Annotated in this window: 20 protein-coding genes; 18 read left to right on the top strand and 2 right to left on the bottom strand. The window is 62.2% G+C overall.

Annotation, left to right across the window (positions count from 1 at the left end; genetic code table 11):
* Window positions 1–56 precede the first annotated feature (56 nt).
* The 16 genes from ACQKI2_RS09975 (at window position 57) to ACQKI2_RS09900 (ending at window position 12,221) form a co-directional block, all read left to right on the top strand.
* Window positions 57–542, top strand: a complete 486-nt coding sequence (locus ACQKI2_RS09975; protein WP_427379555.1) for a hypothetical protein — start codon at window positions 57–59, stop codon at window positions 540–542.
* A gap of 64 nt (window positions 543–606) precedes the next feature.
* On the top strand, window positions 607–1,809 hold the full coding sequence (locus tag ACQKI2_RS09970) for a DUF2336 domain-containing protein (protein WP_427379554.1): 1,203 nt from the start codon (window positions 607–609) through the stop codon (window positions 1,807–1,809).
* A 127-nt stretch (window positions 1,810–1,936) separates the two neighbouring features.
* Window positions 1,937–2,392, top strand: coding sequence for a Na+/H+ antiporter subunit E (locus ACQKI2_RS09965; protein WP_427379553.1), 456 nt, complete (start codon window positions 1,937–1,939; stop codon window positions 2,390–2,392).
* On the top strand, window positions 2,389–2,685 hold the full coding sequence (locus ACQKI2_RS09960) for a monovalent cation/H+ antiporter complex subunit F (protein ID WP_035593356.1): 297 nt from the start codon (window positions 2,389–2,391) through the stop codon (window positions 2,683–2,685). The genes ACQKI2_RS09965 and ACQKI2_RS09960 overlap by 4 nt, the downstream gene beginning before the upstream one ends.
* Before the next feature lies 1 nt (window position 2,686).
* On the top strand, window positions 2,687–3,055 hold the full coding sequence (gene mnhG, locus ACQKI2_RS09955; protein ID WP_427379552.1) for a monovalent cation/H(+) antiporter subunit G: 369 nt from the start codon (window positions 2,687–2,689) through the stop codon (window positions 3,053–3,055).
* Complete coding sequence (locus tag ACQKI2_RS09950; protein WP_427379551.1) at window positions 3,052–3,663, top strand: DUF4040 domain-containing protein; 612 nt, start codon at window positions 3,052–3,054, stop codon at window positions 3,661–3,663. Before mnhG ends, ACQKI2_RS09950 begins: the two co-directional genes overlap by 4 nt.
* Window positions 3,660–4,112 (top strand): Na(+)/H(+) antiporter subunit B, encoded by a 453-nt coding sequence (locus ACQKI2_RS09945; protein WP_427379550.1) that lies wholly within the window; start codon window positions 3,660–3,662, stop codon window positions 4,110–4,112. The genes ACQKI2_RS09950 and ACQKI2_RS09945 overlap by 4 nt, the downstream gene beginning before the upstream one ends.
* Window positions 4,113–4,115: 3 nt before the next feature.
* Window positions 4,116–4,616, top strand: coding sequence for a cation:proton antiporter subunit C (locus tag ACQKI2_RS09940; RefSeq protein ID WP_427379549.1), 501 nt, complete (start codon window positions 4,116–4,118; stop codon window positions 4,614–4,616).
* Window positions 4,613–6,151: a monovalent cation/H+ antiporter subunit D family protein gene (locus tag ACQKI2_RS09935; RefSeq protein WP_427379548.1), complete on the top strand. Its 1,539-nt coding sequence runs from the start codon at window positions 4,613–4,615 to the stop codon at window positions 6,149–6,151. The genes ACQKI2_RS09940 and ACQKI2_RS09935 overlap by 4 nt, the downstream gene beginning before the upstream one ends.
* Entirely contained in the window at window positions 6,148–7,656 is a 1,509-nt protein-coding gene (locus tag ACQKI2_RS09930) for a proton-conducting transporter membrane subunit (protein ID WP_427379547.1), read from the top strand. Before ACQKI2_RS09935 ends, ACQKI2_RS09930 begins: the two co-directional genes overlap by 4 nt.
* On the top strand, window positions 7,653–8,096 hold the full coding sequence (locus ACQKI2_RS09925) for a hypothetical protein (protein WP_427379546.1): 444 nt from the start codon (window positions 7,653–7,655) through the stop codon (window positions 8,094–8,096). The genes ACQKI2_RS09930 and ACQKI2_RS09925 overlap by 4 nt, the downstream gene beginning before the upstream one ends.
* Entirely contained in the window at window positions 8,096–9,871 is a 1,776-nt protein-coding gene (locus tag ACQKI2_RS09920) for a Na(+)/H(+) antiporter subunit D (protein WP_427379545.1), read from the top strand. The genes ACQKI2_RS09925 and ACQKI2_RS09920 overlap by 1 nt, the downstream gene beginning before the upstream one ends.
* Before the next feature lie 181 nt (window positions 9,872–10,052).
* On the top strand, window positions 10,053–10,466 hold the full coding sequence (locus ACQKI2_RS09915; RefSeq protein ID WP_427379544.1) for a MucR family transcriptional regulator: 414 nt from the start codon (window positions 10,053–10,055) through the stop codon (window positions 10,464–10,466).
* A 147-nt stretch (window positions 10,467–10,613) separates the two neighbouring features.
* Complete coding sequence (locus ACQKI2_RS09910) at window positions 10,614–11,114, top strand: PAS domain-containing protein (RefSeq protein WP_427379543.1); 501 nt, start codon at window positions 10,614–10,616, stop codon at window positions 11,112–11,114.
* 100 nt (window positions 11,115–11,214) lie between these two features.
* Window positions 11,215–11,559: a helix-turn-helix domain-containing protein gene (locus ACQKI2_RS09905; RefSeq protein ID WP_427379542.1), complete on the top strand. Its 345-nt coding sequence runs from the start codon at window positions 11,215–11,217 to the stop codon at window positions 11,557–11,559.
* Complete coding sequence (locus tag ACQKI2_RS09900) at window positions 11,556–12,221, top strand: hypothetical protein (RefSeq protein ID WP_427379541.1); 666 nt, start codon at window positions 11,556–11,558, stop codon at window positions 12,219–12,221. Before ACQKI2_RS09905 ends, ACQKI2_RS09900 begins: the two co-directional genes overlap by 4 nt.
* A gap of 5 nt (window positions 12,222–12,226) precedes the next feature.
* Here ACQKI2_RS09900 and ACQKI2_RS09895 read toward each other — a convergent pair whose 3' ends face one another.
* Both ACQKI2_RS09895 and ACQKI2_RS09890 read right to left on the bottom strand, forming a co-directional pair.
* Window positions 12,227–12,646, bottom strand: a complete 420-nt coding sequence (locus ACQKI2_RS09895) for a SufE family protein (RefSeq protein ID WP_427379540.1) — start codon at window positions 12,644–12,646, stop codon at window positions 12,227–12,229.
* Window positions 12,647–12,731: 85 nt separating this feature from the next.
* Window positions 12,732–13,703, bottom strand: a complete 972-nt coding sequence (locus ACQKI2_RS09890; RefSeq protein ID WP_427379539.1) for a hypothetical protein — start codon at window positions 13,701–13,703, stop codon at window positions 12,732–12,734.
* Window positions 13,704–13,863: 160 nt separating this feature from the next.
* On the opposite strand from ACQKI2_RS09890, the gene ACQKI2_RS09885 reads away from it, so the two are divergent.
* A complete protein-coding gene (locus tag ACQKI2_RS09885; RefSeq protein WP_427379538.1) occupies window positions 13,864–15,465 on the top strand; it encodes a sensor histidine kinase in 1,602 nt (533 codons plus the stop codon).
* A gap of 188 nt (window positions 15,466–15,653) precedes the next feature.
* Window positions 15,654–15,830: a hypothetical protein gene (locus ACQKI2_RS09880; RefSeq protein ID WP_427379537.1), complete on the top strand. Its 177-nt coding sequence runs from the start codon at window positions 15,654–15,656 to the stop codon at window positions 15,828–15,830.
* The last annotated feature ends 12 nt before the right edge of the window (window positions 15,831–15,842 follow it).

Genomic DNA, 15,842 nt, shown 5'->3' with positions numbered 1-15,842 from the left:
GACTGTGCCGATAGGTTTTTTAAGACTTGAAAACCATGTGGGTGAGGTCTCTTCCGATGCGGACGTTCCGGTACGCGGTCAGCTGGGGGATCGCCCTGGCCCTGGCGGCGATGTTCCTCCATCTGACGCTGCATCCCTGGCCGGCACCGGTTGCAGGGGACGTGAAATTCTTCGATCCGCCGGGCCAGCACGTGGTGTTTGCCGCGCTGGCCGAGAAATCAGGGATAACGCTGTTCGAGCCGGCAGGCCGGTTTGTTGCCGGGTTGCTGGAGCTTGTGGCAGCCATCCTGATCCTTTTGCCCTTCAGCCGCCGGCTGGGAGCCGTGATTGCCGTGCTGATTTATGGCACTGGGGTTGCGCTGCATCTTTCACCCTGGCTGGGGCGGGAGATTGCCCTTGCGGATGGGACGCTCGACGGCGGAACCCATTTTCTGGTGGCGGTCATCCTGCTGGCGCTGAGCCTGTTGCTGCTGGTCGTGCATCCGGGGCGGTCGCGCACCAGCCGGGTGCTGACGCCTGCTCAATACTGGCGGCAAGCGTAAACCTGGCTCCATTTCTCATTAATCAATTGATGCAAATCTGCCCGGCGCTGCCCGAGGTTTGCGCATGGCTGACGCCACAGAATCCAGGACACATCTGCCGGCAGGAGCTGCTCAGGAAGCGCTTCTCCGCCGGATACTGGATGTTGTCTCAATGCCGGCGTCCCGCATTCCGCCTCAGGACCGGCAGATGGCCGGGGACATTCTGCTCGATATGCTGTTTCATGCCGGTGAGCGCGAGCGCGTGATGTGTTCCGCGCGCCTGGCGGGCAGCCGCGAAGCGCCCCGGCGTCTCCTGCGGTATCTTGCCCAGTCGAACTATGCGGTGGCCCGGCCTCTGCTGGAAGAAAGCGAGGCGTTCGATGATTGCGACCTTGCGGAGATCGTCCGGCAGACCACACCCGAACACCGGCTGACGGTCGCCCGGCGGCGTAATCTTTCGGTATCTGTCACCGCTGCCCTTTCAGACGTTGGTGAGCCCCATGTCGTGCGGGAGCTGTTGGCAAACCGGACGGCAGCCTTCGCCGAGACGACCATGGACAGGCTGATCGCTGCTTCCCGGGACGAGCCTGGTTATTGCCCGCTGCTGGCCGACCGGATTGAACTCAAGCCTTCCCATGCGATGGCAATGTTCTGGTGGGCAGATGCCGCCACGCGCCGGAAGATCCTGACGCGCCATGCGGCCGAGCGTCAGGAAATGATCTCCCTCTGCTCGGACGTGTTCGAAATGGCGGCGGCCGAAGGGTGGCAGGATCCCGTCACGCGCAAGGCGCTGCAACTGATCGAACGGCGTCAGCGCAACCGGGCCGCCATTGAGCGCAGCCCGTATGACAGCCTCGAAGACGCGGTCCATGCTGCGGCCAGCGAGGGCATGGAAGCAAAGATCGCCCAGGAGATCGGGTATCTCTCGGGCATCAAGCCAGTGACGGCCGCCAAGATACTGTCTGATCCGGGCGGGGAAGCCCTGGCAGTGCTTTGCAAGGCGACCGGCCTCAAGCGGGAATATCTCGGCATGCTCTGGACCGCCTTGCGCCGGCCGCTGGAGCTAGACCCCGGCGTGCCGCATCCGCAATTCCAGCTGGTTGCGGAAACATACGAGGTCCTTTCGGTGCTCAAAGCGCAGACAACACTGCGCTATTGGAACTGGGCTTTGTCCTCGGCTTACTCGCCTGCGGCGCTACGCCACGCCCAATCCCTGGGAGAGCCCGCCAATGAAGAGGCTGAATTCTCTACCGCACAACGCACCGCCCGCCTCGTCTTCGGGCGTTAGTGTCTTTTTCGGGGCGAACGGGCTTTTCAAGCGGGCCCGCGCCCTTTAGGTGGGTCGTTCACCAAATTGGGATCGGTCGGAGCTGAGGGGCGCTGTGGCGTATTTCTTGGGACTACTGGCGGCCTTGGTGGCTTTCTGGCTCGGTAATTCGGGCCACTACAAGCCGCTGATGCTCGGATTTGGCGGCGCCTCGGTGCTGCTGACGATGATACTAGCCTACCGGCTGGACATCATCGATCGCGAAGGCGCGCCCTATGTGCGGCTGCCTCAGCTGATGAAGTATTATCCCTGGCTGGCGGTCGAAGTCGTGAAGTCGAACTGGGTTGTGATCCGCGCGTGCCTGCGCGCTGATCTCGACATCACCCCGACGCTCACGAAGATCAAAACCACCTGCAAGACCGACCTCGCCAGAGTGACATTCGCCAACTCGATCACCATGACGCCGGGCACGGTGACCGTGGAGATCGAAGGGGACAAGCTCCTCGTTCACGGGCTCTACGAGTCCGGCACGGAGCCGGAGGGGTTCATCGAGATGGATAAACGTTGTGCCGCCGCCTGCGACCCCAAGGAGGGCCGCGCATGACCGCTGCTGCTCTGATCGCCATTCTGATCGGAATGGTGTTGCTGCTCGTGCGCGCGCTGATGGGGCCGACGCTCTATGACCGCATTCTGGCGGTCAACGCCTTCGGCACTAAAACCGTGCTCGTCATCGGGCTGCTCGGCTATGTGATGGGCCGGCCCGACTTCCTGGACATCGCAATGATCTACACGCTGATCAACTTCGTCACCACGATCGCGATCTTGAAATTCTTCCGCTACCGTTCTTTCCAGGTGCCTCTTGCCCGGCGGGTTGACCCTGCCAAAGGCGGTGAATGACATGGGCGAATTCCTTGCGAACATTGGAAATTTCTGGGAGTTCCTGCGCTATCCCCTCGGCGGGCTGGCATGCCTTGCCGGCGGGTTTCTTTGCATTATCAGCGCCATCGGCGTGCTGCGCTTTCCCGACTTCTACACCCGCCTTCACGCGGCCAGCGTGACCGACACATCCGGCGCTGCGCTGCTGTTGATCGGCATGGCGCTGATGGCGCCCAACTGGCTCGTGCTGGTCAAGCTGCTCTGCATCTTCATTTTCCTGTTCCTCACCAGCCCTGCAGCCTCGCATGCGCTGGTGAATGCCGCGCATGTCGCTGGCCTGCAGCCGCGGATTGGCCCAGTGGGCGCCGCTAATCCGGAGGACGAAGCATGAGGGACCTGTTTACGGCAGATGCCGGCCCGCTGCTGATCAACATCACGCTTCTGGCCATCCTGTTTATTGTGGCGCTTGCCATCGCAAGGCTGCGCAGCCTGTTTGCGATCGTTATGCTGTCGGGCGTCTATTCGCTTGTCTCTGCTGCCTGGTACATCGCGGTGGATGCGGTCGATGTGGGCTACACCGAAGCGGCGGTCGGGGCGGGCATGTCCACAGCGGTGCTTCTGGGGGCGATGCTGCTGACGGCGCGCACTGCCAAGCCCGAGAAGCCACTGTCGAAACTCGGCCCGTTCCTGGTCTGCGGCGCCACCGCTGCCATGCTGATCTACGCAACCGTCGATCTGCCGGGGCTCGGCGATCCCAACTCTCCCGCCAATACCGGACCGGGCATGACCTATGTGCATGTGAACTGGTTCGATACCGGCGTTCCGAACGTCGTGACCTCGGTTCTGGCGAGCTATCGTGGCTTTGACACGATGGGCGAGACGGTCGTGGTCTTTGTTGCCGGTCTGGCCGTTGCCATGCTGCTGGGCTTTGGCGAGCGGTCTCTCGCCGAAACGCTGCGGAACAAGAAGCGCAAGGGTAAAGAGGGCGATGCATCATGAAGAGTGATCATCACGTGATTTTGCGCGTCATCGGAAAATGCTTCATCCCGCTGATTGTGATCTACGGGTTCTATGTCCAGTTCCACGGCGAAGTGGGACCGGGCGGCGCCTTCCAGGCCGGCGTGGTTCTGGCGGTTGCCATCATCCTGAACGCCCTGATCTTCGGCCTGACCAATACCATGCAGGCGGTGCCGCCGGTATTTGCCCGCACGCTGGCGGCCGTCGGTGTGCTGATCTATGTCGGCGTCGGTTTCTGGTCGATGATGCAGGGAGGCCTGTTCCTCGAATACCAGGCGCTGTTTGGCGAGCCTCCGGGCGGTCATGACGGCCAGCATGCAGGCATCATCATCGTCGAGCTGGGTGTGCTGTTTGCGGTCACCGGCGCGATGATCACCATCTTCTACGCGCTGGCCGGCCGCGTGGCTGAAATCCGCGACGAGGACTGGTAAGCCATGGTCGAATTTGTTCTCGAACGCGCAGGCTACTGGGCAATCATCTGTCTCATGATGATTGGCCTTTACATTGCCTTTTCCGCAGAAAACCTCATCAAGCGCCTTGTCGGTCTGTCGATCTTCCAGACGACGATCTGCCTTTTCTATGTGTCGCTCGGCAAGGTCAGCGGGGGAACGGCGCCGATTCTTCTGCCCGAAGACACCCCTTATCATTCCGACCCCGTGCATGACGGTGTGAACGGCCCAGACTCCCTGCTGGCGGCGACTGGCGAGCGGTTTGCAGACCTGCATCACGTCTATTCCAACCCGTTGCCGCATGTACTGATGCTGACAGCCATCGTCGTCGGGGTCGCCACGCTGTCGCTTGGCCTCGCGCTGATCGTCCGTATCCGGGAAGCTTACGGCACCATCGAAGCCGATGAGGTTCGCGAGATCGACATGCAGACCGCGCTCGCCCAGGAACTCGAAGCAGACAAAGACATCAAAGAGGCTTCGGCATGACGCTGGAATCCGTGCTGACCTCCGCGCCCGCCTGGGCGCTTGCGCACGCGCCGGTGCTGATCGTCGCGGTGCCGATGCTGATCGCGCCGCTCGTGGCGATCTTGCCCAACGGGCGCGCAGCCTGGCTTATATCCGTGCTGACGGCGGGCGTTTCCTTCTATCTGGCCATCGTCACGCTGGGATTGGTGCAATCCTCGCCGACGGGCATCCTGTCCTATGAAATCGGCCGCTGGCCGCCGCCCATCGGCATCGAATTCCGGACCGATGCGCTGAATGCGATGATCCTTCTGCTGGTGACCGGTATCGGTTTCCTGGCATCGGTATTTTCCTGGCCGACGGTCACTTCCGAACTCAGCAATCGCAACAAGCTGGGCATGTTCTATGCGGCCTTCCTGCTCTGTATGGCCGGCCTGCTGGGCGTGGCGTCTACGGGAGACGCCTTCAACCTCTTCGTCTTCCTCGAGATCAGTTCGCTGGCGACCTATGTGATGGTTGCCATGGGCGCGCGGCGTGACCGGCGCGCGCTGCCGGCGGCCTTCAACTATCTGATCATGGGGACGCTGGGCGCCAGCTTCTACATCATCGGTATCGGCTTCCTCTATGCGGCCACCGGTACGCTGAACATGGCCGATATTGCAGATCGTCTGCCCGCGCTGACTGACAATCGTTCGGTCCAGGTCGGCTTTGCCTTCATCATTGTGGGGCTCGGCCTGAAAGCGGCGATGTGGCCGCTCCACCAGTGGCTGCCCAACGCCTATTCCTACAGCCCGAGCTTCGTCACCGTCTTTCTGTCGGCAACGGCCACCAAGGTGGCGCTCTATGCGCTGATCCGGTTCCTGTTCACCGTCTTCCGCCCGGAATACAGTTTCGAACTGGCAAGCTTCTCCTGGCTGCTCGCGCCGCTGGGTATTGCTGCGATGGTGATCTGCAGCTTCCAGGCTGTGTTCCAGACCGATGTGCGCCGTGTACTGGCCTATTCTTCCGTTGCGCAGGTTGGCTACATGCTTCTGGGCGTGTCGCTGGCCACCGCGCCGGGTGTGGCGTCGGGCCTGCTTCACCTCTTCAATCACGCCCTGATGAAGGGCGCGCTGTTCATGGCCATTGCGGGGATCGTGATGACCAATCAGGGCACGACGATCCGGGACTTTGCCGGCCTTGGCCGCACGGCGCCGTGGACGATGACGGCTTTTGCCATTGCCGGGCTTTCGCTGATCGGCGTGCCGCTGACGGCGGGCTTCATGTCCAAGCTGCAACTGGGCTACGCACTGTTTGCCGAGGGCTGGTGGTGGGCTGTGCTGCTCGTCGTTTTCTCCAGCTTCCTGGCTGTCTTCTATGTCGGCCGTATTCTGCAGGCGGCCTTCTTCCAACCGCCGATCAACCCGCGCAAAACCCATAAGGAGGCGCCGCTGCTTATCCTTGTGCCGCTCTGGATACTGGCGCTCGCCAATCTTTATTTCGGCATCGCCGCCGACTTCCCGCTGGGTCTTGCCCGCGACGGGGCGGTGGCTGCCCTTGGTGTGGAGGCGTTCCGATGAACCCGGAAACCCTCATTGCGGCGGTCATCATCCTGCCGCTGCTGATCGCGGCGGGTATTGCCGCCATGGGCAAGTTCCCGAACATCCGGGAAGGCGTCACAATTCTTGGATCGATTGCCCTGTTTGCGGTGGTGATCCAGCTGGCGGCGCTGGTGTCGTCCGGCGTGCGCCCGGAACTGTTCGTCGGCCAGGCAGCGCCTGGGCTTGAGATTGCATTCAAGCTGGAGCCGCTCGGCGCCCTGTTCGCGATCGTGGCCAGCGGTCTCTGGATCGTGAACTCGTTCTATTCCATCGGCTACATGCGCGGGAACCGCGAGCGCAACCAGACGCGCTTCTACATCTGCTTTGCCATCGCCATCTGCGGCGCGATGGGCGTTGCCTCTGCGGGCAATCTGTTCACCCTCTTCATCTTCTATGAAGTGCTGACGCTGTCGACCTATCCGCTGGTCGCGCACAAGGGAGATGCCGCAGCCCAGCGCGGCGCCCGCATTTACCTGCTGACCCTGCTTGGCACCTCTATCGGCTTCTTCCTGACGGCGATCATGTGGACCTGGTTCGTGGCCGGCCAGCGCCTGGATTTTGTCGATGGCGGCCTTCTGGCGAATGTCCAGATCTCGCCGGCCGTGGCCAGCGCGCTGCTGCTGCTGTTCGTGTTCGGCATCGGCAAGGCGGCGCTGATGCCGTTCCATTTCTGGCTGCCCAACGCGATGGTTGCGCCAACGCCGGTCTCGGCGCTGCTGCATGCGGTGGCAGTCGTGAAGGCAGGGGTGTTCACGGTGCTGAAGGTGTCGATGTACATCTTCGGCGCAGATTTGCTGAACGCGACCCCCTCCCGCGAATTCCTGATGGATGTGGCGTGTATCACCATTGTGGTGGCGTCGCTGATTGCGCTGACCAAGGACAATCTCAAGGCACGCCTGGCCTATTCAACGGTGGCGCAGCTGGCCTATGTCACGCTCGGGGCCATGCTGGCAGACAAGGCGGGCTTCATGGGCGGCTCGCTGCAGATTGCCGCTCACGCCGCCGCCAAGATCACACTCTTCATGTGCGCCGGGGCCATCTATGTGGCCACAGGGCTCACCAACATCTCCGACATGCGCGGCCTGGGCCGGAAGATGCCGCTGATCTTCATCGCCTTCTTCATGGCGTCCCTGTCGATCATCGGGGTGCCGCCCTTTGCTGGCGACTGGCCGAAATATGAGCTGATGCAGGGCGCGGTCGACCGCGGGGCAGATTGGGTGCCGTTCATCCTGATCGCATCGTCGGTGCTCAACATTGCCTATCTGCTGCCGATCCCGATCCTGGCGCTGATGCCGCCGCCGCCGGAAGCTCCGGCGAAGGAGTTCAAGCGGCCGGGCGGGGCGCCCGCATTGACGGTGGCGGCGCCGCTGTTCACGGCCTTCCTCTGCCTCATCCTCTTCCTGCTGGTCGATCCGATGGGTGACTTCCTGGCCCCTGCGCTCGATGCGGCCACAACAACAGTTCAGGAGGCCGCGCTGCCATGAGCAACGACACGACCCCTCCCGTCCGGGATACGTCCGGCCGCTTCGTGAAAACGGCGGCCGAAAAGGTCAACGCCATGAGCCGGACCCCGGAAAACGGCATCCATCCGATGTCGCGCGTGCTTTTCGGATGGACCGAGAAAAAGGGCATCGGCGGGATCATCTTCTGGGGCATGGCGGCCCTGTCGATCATTCTGGTTCTGCTGGACCTGGTTGTGCACCGGCACGAGAAGATTGGTATCGCAAATGCAGTGGGCTTCTACGCGCTCTGGGGCTTTGCGGCCTTTTCCTTCGTTGTGCTGATGGGCTGGCCGCTCGGCAAGCTGCTGCGCCGCGACGAAAACTATTATGGCGATCTCAGCGGCCCGCCCGCCGATATCGATCCGGCGATTGCGGACCGCCTGAATGCGGGCGAACCCAAAGCCTTTGAGGGAGAAGAATGATGCCGGCTTGGCTTGCTGCCCTCAATCCCGGCTGGCTGATGATCCTTGTGGGTCTCGCCGCCCTGTTCATCCCATACCGCCAGGTCCGTCAGGTACTCACTGTCGGCACGCCCATCGCCGCGATTGCGCTGCTCGTGATGGCGCCGCATGAAGTGGATCTGCTGACTGCCGAGGCGCTCGACATCACCTTCAGCTTCTACCGCGTCGACAGCCTGAACTTCATCTTCGGCCTCGCTTTCCTCATCGCGTCGCTGCTGAACGCCATCTATGCGCTGCACACGAACAATCCCCGTCAGGACGGTATGGCGCTTGCCTATGCCGGCGCGGCCGTTTCGGCCAGTTTCGCTGGCGACCTGATGACGCTGTTCATCTTCTGGGAAATCACCGCCATCACATCGGTGTTCCTGGTGCTGCAGGCAGGCACGCGCGCGGCCTATTTCGCGTCGATGCGCTATCTGGTGATCCAGATCCTGTCGGGTGTGATCCTTCTGGATGGCCTGTCCTATGTCTGGCGGTACAATGGCACGCTGTCGCTTGAGGCGTTCCAGAGCTTCAGCGATCCTGGCGCGATCTACATTTTCATCGCGCTCGGCATCAAGGCGGCCTTCCCCTTCATGCATAACTGGCTGCAGGATTCCTATCCCAAGGCATCCGTGGTCGGCGCAGTGGTTCTGTCTGCCTTCACCACGAAGCTTGCGGTTTATGGTTTCGCGCGGCTGTTCCCTGGTTTCGATGCGCTGATCTGGATCGGGGCGATCATGACCGTCTTCCCGGTTTTCTTCGCGGTCATCGAAAACGATCTGCGCCGGGTTCTGGCCTATTCGCTGAACAACCAGGTGGGCTTCATGATCTGCGCCATCGGCGTGGGCACAGCCGGGGTTGGCAACGCCCTCGCCCTCAATGGCGCCAGCGCGCATGCGTTTGCCCACATCATCTACAAGGCCCTGCTGTTCATGAGCATGGGCGCGGTGCTTTACCGGACCGGAACGACCAAAGCATCGGAACTGGGCGGGCTTTACCGCTCCATGCCGTGGACGACGCTGTTCTGTATCATCGGCGGCTTGTCGATCTCGGCCTTCCCGCTCTTCTCCGGCTTCGTGGCCAAGTCGCTGACGATGAGCGCGGTGGCCTATGAAGGCGTGTCGGATCCCGGCATGGTGGTTGTCTGGCTGATGCTGCTCTTTGCCTCCGCCGGTGTGCTGGAGCATTCAGGTATCAAGATCCCGTATTTCGCCTTCTTCGGCCATGACAGCGGCAAGCGGGTGAAGGAAGCGCCGTTCAACATGCTTCTGGCCATGGGTATGGCGGCGTTCCTGTGTATCGCCGTCGGCCTGCCGGCGATCATTCCGGGCTTTGGCTATCAATGGCTCTACAGCCTGCTGCCATATCCGATCGAGGCGTCGAGCTACCAGCCCTTCACGCTGGAACATATCCTGACACAGATGCAGCTTCTGGTGCTGGCCACCTTTGCCTTCATCCTGCTCAAGCGTTTCGCGCTCTACCCGGCCGAGAAGCCCGGTACGATCCTTGATACCGACTGGTTCTACCGCAAGGCCGGCTATGGCTTTGTCCAATGGTCGGGCACTGTCTGGGGCAAGATGGGGCCGGCGACGGCCACTTTGTTCACGCGGTTGTCCGAGCGGGCCTACAAGCGGCTGGAATCTGCCTTCAGTCCGCGAGGCGAGATCGCACGGGGCGGTCTGTCCGGCGGCGCATCAATCTGGACCGCCGTTATTCTGGCGGCCGTACTGCTGATGTCTTTCCTGTCGGCATAGCGGGATAGCAAAACGGCCAGCCGGTTCATCTTGCTGGCCGATTTTTTCCACCTGAGCCTACCCCCTCACTGGTGCAATAAAGCCTCAATGGAAGCGGTCCGGCAGCCAGTGTCGGAATTTCTGTATTTGACGTTTGTCAGAGGTGACATACGATTTCCAAGTAATCGATGGGGTGCTGGGTATGCCGGAAGAAGAGAACGTATCGGTCAGGTCGAACGATTTCGTTGTATATGCTACAGAAATCGTGGCTGCATATGTCCGGAATAATGCGGTGCAAACGACTGAACTTCCGGACTTGATTCGCAATGTTCACCGCTCCCTGGTGGAGCTTGGCGACCCTGTAAGCGAACCGGAGCGGCTGAAACCAGCCGTTTCAGTGAAAAAATCCATCCAGCACGACTATCTGGTCTGCCTGGAAGACGGGCTGAAGTTCAAATCTCTGAAGCGGCACCTGCGGTCAAAATACGACATGTCGCCGGATGAGTATCGCGAGAAATGGGGGCTGCCGGCGGACTATCCCATGGTGGCGCCAGGTTATTCCGCGCAACGTTCAAAACTGGCCAAGAAAATGGGCCTTGGCCGGCAAGAACGCTAAGCATAGCGCAAGAAAACATGGGTCGTTGCGAAATCGAAATGAAATATTTCGCTAATCTATGTTAACAAATTCCTTCATTGACTCTTGATCCCGGAGTCTACTCGCGCGATAGGTGATTCTTATCGAATCACCGCGGGGGCGGCAGTCATGCGTCAACAGAATGTTTTTGCAGGCATCACCGATGCTCAGGAAGTGCTGATCCAGCACTGGCAATCGCGCCGTGATGGCAAGGGCCGGGTCGCGAGGGACAATATCGATCCCGGCGCCCTGCGCAGCGCGCTGGCCTGTATTTCGATCGTCGAAGTGGATGAGGCCGGGGAATGCCGGTTCCGGATCGCCGGCTCGAGGCTGCGCGAGATTTTTGGTGTCGAGGTGCGGGGCATGCGCCTGACGGAAATCGCCGGTGCCCATGGCGAGTGTTACGCCCTCGGACTGTCTGCCGCGCTGGAGCGGGGCGAGCCGGTGGGCGGCATCATCGAGGCCGGTGGAAGGATCCATGCCTGGCTCCGCCTGCCGCTGGTCGGCGATGAGGGCGAGCTCAGCCAGGTTCTGTGCCATGATGAGCTGCTGCCAAGCCGCCGGTTGCTCCGGACCATCCCCAAGGATGACCGGCTTATCCAACATCCCAGATCACGCTTTGCCGCCTGATCCCCAGCATTTTCCGGGCACTTGCTTGCTGGAATAGGAAAGTTATCCTACACCTCTCCATCTCGGGTATGATCTTCTCATAACCGAAGAGGAGTGGTGAATGGCGGAGTTCAATCCCCAAAGAGATGAAGACAGGGCCTATCTGGCAGGCGCGCTGGTGGCCTACGCCCTTGGCCTGAAGGCCGAAGCGGTCCTGTCGGAGGAGCGTGGAAATCCGGTGCACGCGCGCGCCCGGCATATTGCCATGTATCTGACCCACACGGCCTGCGGAATGAGCCTGGCGCGTGTCGCCCGCGCCTTCGGCCGGGACCGCTCCACCATTTCCCATGCCTGCCGGATCATTGAGGACTACCGGGAAGACGCCGATTTCGACATCTGGATCGACCAGCTTTCCAGCGGCATCCAGTCGGTTGTCCTGCTGCGAGCTGCGGAGGCGGCGGTATGAGCCGGGCCAGATTGCGCGCCTTGAGCGAAACGCAGGTTCGCCGCGTGCTGGCGGCCGGTGGCATGCTGATCGAGAGCGGCGGGCAGTGGCTTGCCTATCGGAGCCAGGATGCCCGGCTGTCGGCGGCTGGCAGCCTGTCTCCGCTGATCGCCGGGCGGCTGCAGGCCGAAGGCGTGGTCCATGCTGATCCGCAAAAGCCGCGGCGCTTTCTTGCCATCCAGCGGCGCGCCCCTGCGCACGCCGCCATTTCTCCGCCCGCCAGATTGCTGGAGGGGGCGCGCAGCGCTCAGAAACCGGTTTCCCTGTTCGAGACGATTATGGCTGATTTCATCAGCAAGCCCGGCGACCTGGCAAGGCTCAAGGCCGCAAGTCAGCGTTTCCTGGCCGATACGCGCCAGGCGTCTGCGCGTCCGTCCCGGCCCGGGGAACGCAGGCCGCCCGGCGCAGGGCCGGAGACGGCCCTCTCGCGCCTGACGGCTCTGGAAGCCGCCATCGGGTTGGACCGGTTTCGTCAGCTTGAAAGCCTGCTGGTCCATCCAGGCACGGCGAAAGCCTTTGCGCGGGAGGCGGGGCTGGCGGAGGCGGAGGCCTACAAGACGGCCCTCTCTGCGCTGATGGCGCTGACGGAGGCTTATGATCTGGCAGTCAGGGCGGCCCGCTGAAGGCGCTAGCCTGCCAGCGCGGCCCCGGCATCGCGCCGGATGCGCGCCAGCATCGAGGCGAGCCCGTTCGAGCGTTGCGCCGTCAGCGCGCCTTTGACGCCGATCTCGTCGAGAAAGCTTTCGGCATCGAAGGCCGCCGCTTCCTTCAGGTCCGATCCTGAATACAGCCGGACGAGCAGGGCAATCAGCCCGGAAACGATCATCGCATCGGATTCGGCCCGCACCGTGATCTGGCCATTCTCGATACCGGTGACCATCCAGACCTGCGAGGCGCAGCCGCGCACCTTGTTTTCCTCGGTGCGTTCATCGGCGTTTAGCGGCGGGTTCTGCTTTCCCAAATCAATGATGTGGGCGTAGCGAGCCTCCCAATCCTCCAGCCAGGAGAATTCTTCACGGATGTCGGCGGCGGCGTCTTGAATGCTCATCGGCGTCATCTGGGGCAAGCGGGGCAAAAAATAAACCCCGGCGCAGGCGCTGCGCCGGGGCTTAATGGAAATCTGTAGCGCGCGCCTATTTGTAAACGGCGCCGAGGCAGTCCGCGATTTCGGCCAGCGCGTGCTGGCTGATGCAGTGGGGAACCTCAAATTCCTGACCCACGCCGGCGACGCAGCCTTGCAGTTGAAGGTTCTGCATCTTCATGCAGCTCTGGACGCTGGGCTCCAGCATCACACGGCTGAGCCTGGCTTCTTCAACCGCGTCGGCGCCCAGAATGCGCAGCGCAGCCACCGAAGCGATCTGGTTTGCCACCGGCTCCTTGCCATACTTCACCTTCTTCTTGCCGCCGGTGAAGCCACCGGTGAGGAAGGTGGGCAGGCGGACGGCCGTTGCCACATCAGATGCGGTCGCAACGGCTGTGGTCACGCCGGCTGCATTGGTGTCGGAAAGCGGTGTGGCGCTGGGCGCGACGAGGGCAGCGAGGATAAGATTGTCCGCCGCCTGGCCTTTGCCTTGCAGCACTTTGACGTTTTCCGCGCGCCGGCTGCCATCGCGGATGCGCGACTTGGCCCAGCCATAGCCCTGAAGGGAATAACCCTGCTCCTTGACGATGGCAGCGTTGGAATAAAGCCGCGCCAGGTCTTCATCGGTCACCGCGATGGCGGAGCCGACCGCATCGTCACCGCCTTTGAGCGAGCGGGCATAGCCCCCGCCGGTGGCGAAGCTGTTGACCACACGGTCACGGCCGTAAAAAGCCTCGATGTCGCGCACGTTGGCGCGGAAATCGGGATCCTGCGAGGCGACGAGAGCAGAGTAGGAAATCCAGCCCCGAGTCAGCTGGTCGGCATTGTAGGAGCCGAGCGTTTCAAGGGCGGCATCAATGTCGCCCGAAGATTTGAAAGGTTTACCGCCGACTTTGTCTGCGTCGGACTGGTAGGTCATATAGACAGCGGCCTTTTCCGAGACCGGGTCATTCCCCTGAGCTATCGATACGCCGGCAAGCCCAGCTACTGCCAGAACCGCTGCGAAAACCCGCAATGCAGCCATGTTTCTCTCTCCCTCACGCGACACGCGATAGTGATGCCTTAACTTCCCTGACGGGGGAACCTCGCCTTGTCTGTTTGCAACATTACAAATACAGCAGGTGATCGTTCTGGCAGAAAATGCCTAATAAATCTCTCTGGGGTGTTAACGCTTGGACCCCCTTATGTCGCAGAAGCGATTACAGTTTGTCCACGTTGCCTGGCTCGCATTGTGCGGCGGCAGCGGGCTTGCGGGCCTGATCGCAGGTGCGCCCCTGTGGCCGGTGCTTGCGATCATGGTTACCGCAAGCGTGCCCGGAATTGCGGGAATCCTGGTTCCGGCAGGTGATTCGGCCTGGCGCGGACTGGTCGTGATTGCCTGGACGGCGGTGGCCCTTGCCGGACTGATTCTGACCGGTGGGGGCGCTTCTCCCTTAACCATATTGTTGCTGGCGGCGCCGCTGGCCGGGCTTCTGGCCGGCGCCCGCCGGATGGCCGCCGAAGCGGGCGTGTTTGCGACCCTTGCCCTGTTCCTGGTGCTGGTTGGCGCAGCGCTCGGTTGGGTGCCTCAGCCTGCCGGATGGGCAGGGGCCGTGGCGGTGCCGTTCGCCTTCTCCGGGCTCGTCGTTTCCGCGCTGATGGTGTGGATGCTGGTGCATTCCGGCTTGGCGGAAAAACTCCAACAGAAACTCCAACCAGACGCCGCTGCGCTGCCGGAAACCTCCAACCATACGACCACCCCCTCCCGCCCGCCGGTGCCGCCTCTGCCCGGTCATGGCGCCGCGCTGCTGGATGTGACGCCGGAAGGCCGCCTGCGCGGCGCGGCCGGGGACACGTTCGGGCTGCGCGCGATGAGGCCGGGCGCGGCGCTGGCCTCGCTTTTCGAGCCAGGCGGGTTCCTTCGCGACATTGCTCAGCCGGGCGCGCGCGTGACCGGGGAGGCCACGCTGATTTCGGGTCAGCGGGTTCTGTTTGCCGCCGAGACCAGTTCTGGCGGCGCCGCCATTCTCCTCTTCGCGCTGCCGGCCGGGCTGCCCGGCCCTCAGGAGGACGCGCGCGCGGACTTCGAGGAAGAACTGAAACGGCGCACGGCCTTCTTTGCCTCTCTGGGGCATGATCTGCGCACGCCCCTGCACGCCATTCTGGGCTATGCCGAGATCATGCAGGCCGAACTCATGGGGCCGATGCCAGAGGTGTATGCGGATTATCCGGCAATCATCCATGAGAGCGGCACGGACCTGCTGCTGCTGGTCGATGACATACTCGACCTTGCCCGCGCCGAGGCTGGCCAGCCCCGCCTTGATCCTGAGCCTGTGGATCTGTCAGCGTCGGCAGAATCCGTCATGCGCCAGTTGAAGGGCCATGCTGACCGCGCCGGGGTGACGCTGAAGCTGAAGTCGCAAGGCGAGGCCTGGGCCGAGGCTGATGCACGCGCTGTGCGCCAGATCTGGCAGAACCTCGTCTCCAACGCGATCAAGTATTCCGGCAACGGCAAGACCGTTACCCTGGAAGCCCGGATCGAAGGGGGGGCGGCGATCCTCAGCGTCCAGGACAGGGGCGCGGGCATTCCCGCCGGCGATCTTGCCCGCCTCACCCAGCCTTTTATGCAGGCAACCGGCGCCAAGGCCGGAACCGGGCTCGGCCTGTCGGTCGTGCGCCGGTTTGCAGAGCTGCACGGCGGTGAGCTGCGCCTGAGTTCGAAACCGGGCCGGGGAACCAAGGCAGAGGTGATCCTGCCGCGCGCGAGTGAAGCCGATCTCAGACCGCTCGACGAAGCGGCGGAATGACCACCTTTTCGCCGTGTTTGTGTGTGTTTCTGGGTTAACGCAGTTCTGAAGCACGCAGTTTTCGGGCTTCAGAGGATGGGACTTTGCGGAGTTGTGGTGGGACGCGCTCCGGTAATTTGGGGACAATTTTGAAGGTACTTTATATAGCGACACGCTGGCCGTGGCCGGTCGAAATGGGGCGTCAGCGAATGATTGCGCAGACCCTCGAATTCGCTGCGGCTCTTGGCGAGGTGCATCTGCTGTCCTTCGGCGAGCCGCCGAAGAAGCCTGCGCCAGACTATATTGACGCGCTTGGGATCGGTGGTCCGGCCCTGACGTTAAAATCCAGCGGCAAGTTGGACCTGGCCACCATGGCACAGGCTTGAGATTTCGGCAAA

Origin of the sequence: Hyphomonas sp. NPDC076881, from assembly GCF_050269995.1 — a bacterium.
In the GTDB taxonomy this organism is placed as follows: domain Bacteria; phylum Pseudomonadota; class Alphaproteobacteria; order Caulobacterales; family Hyphomonadaceae; genus Hyphomonas.
This window is presented reverse-complemented; position numbering and strand designations above follow the sequence as displayed.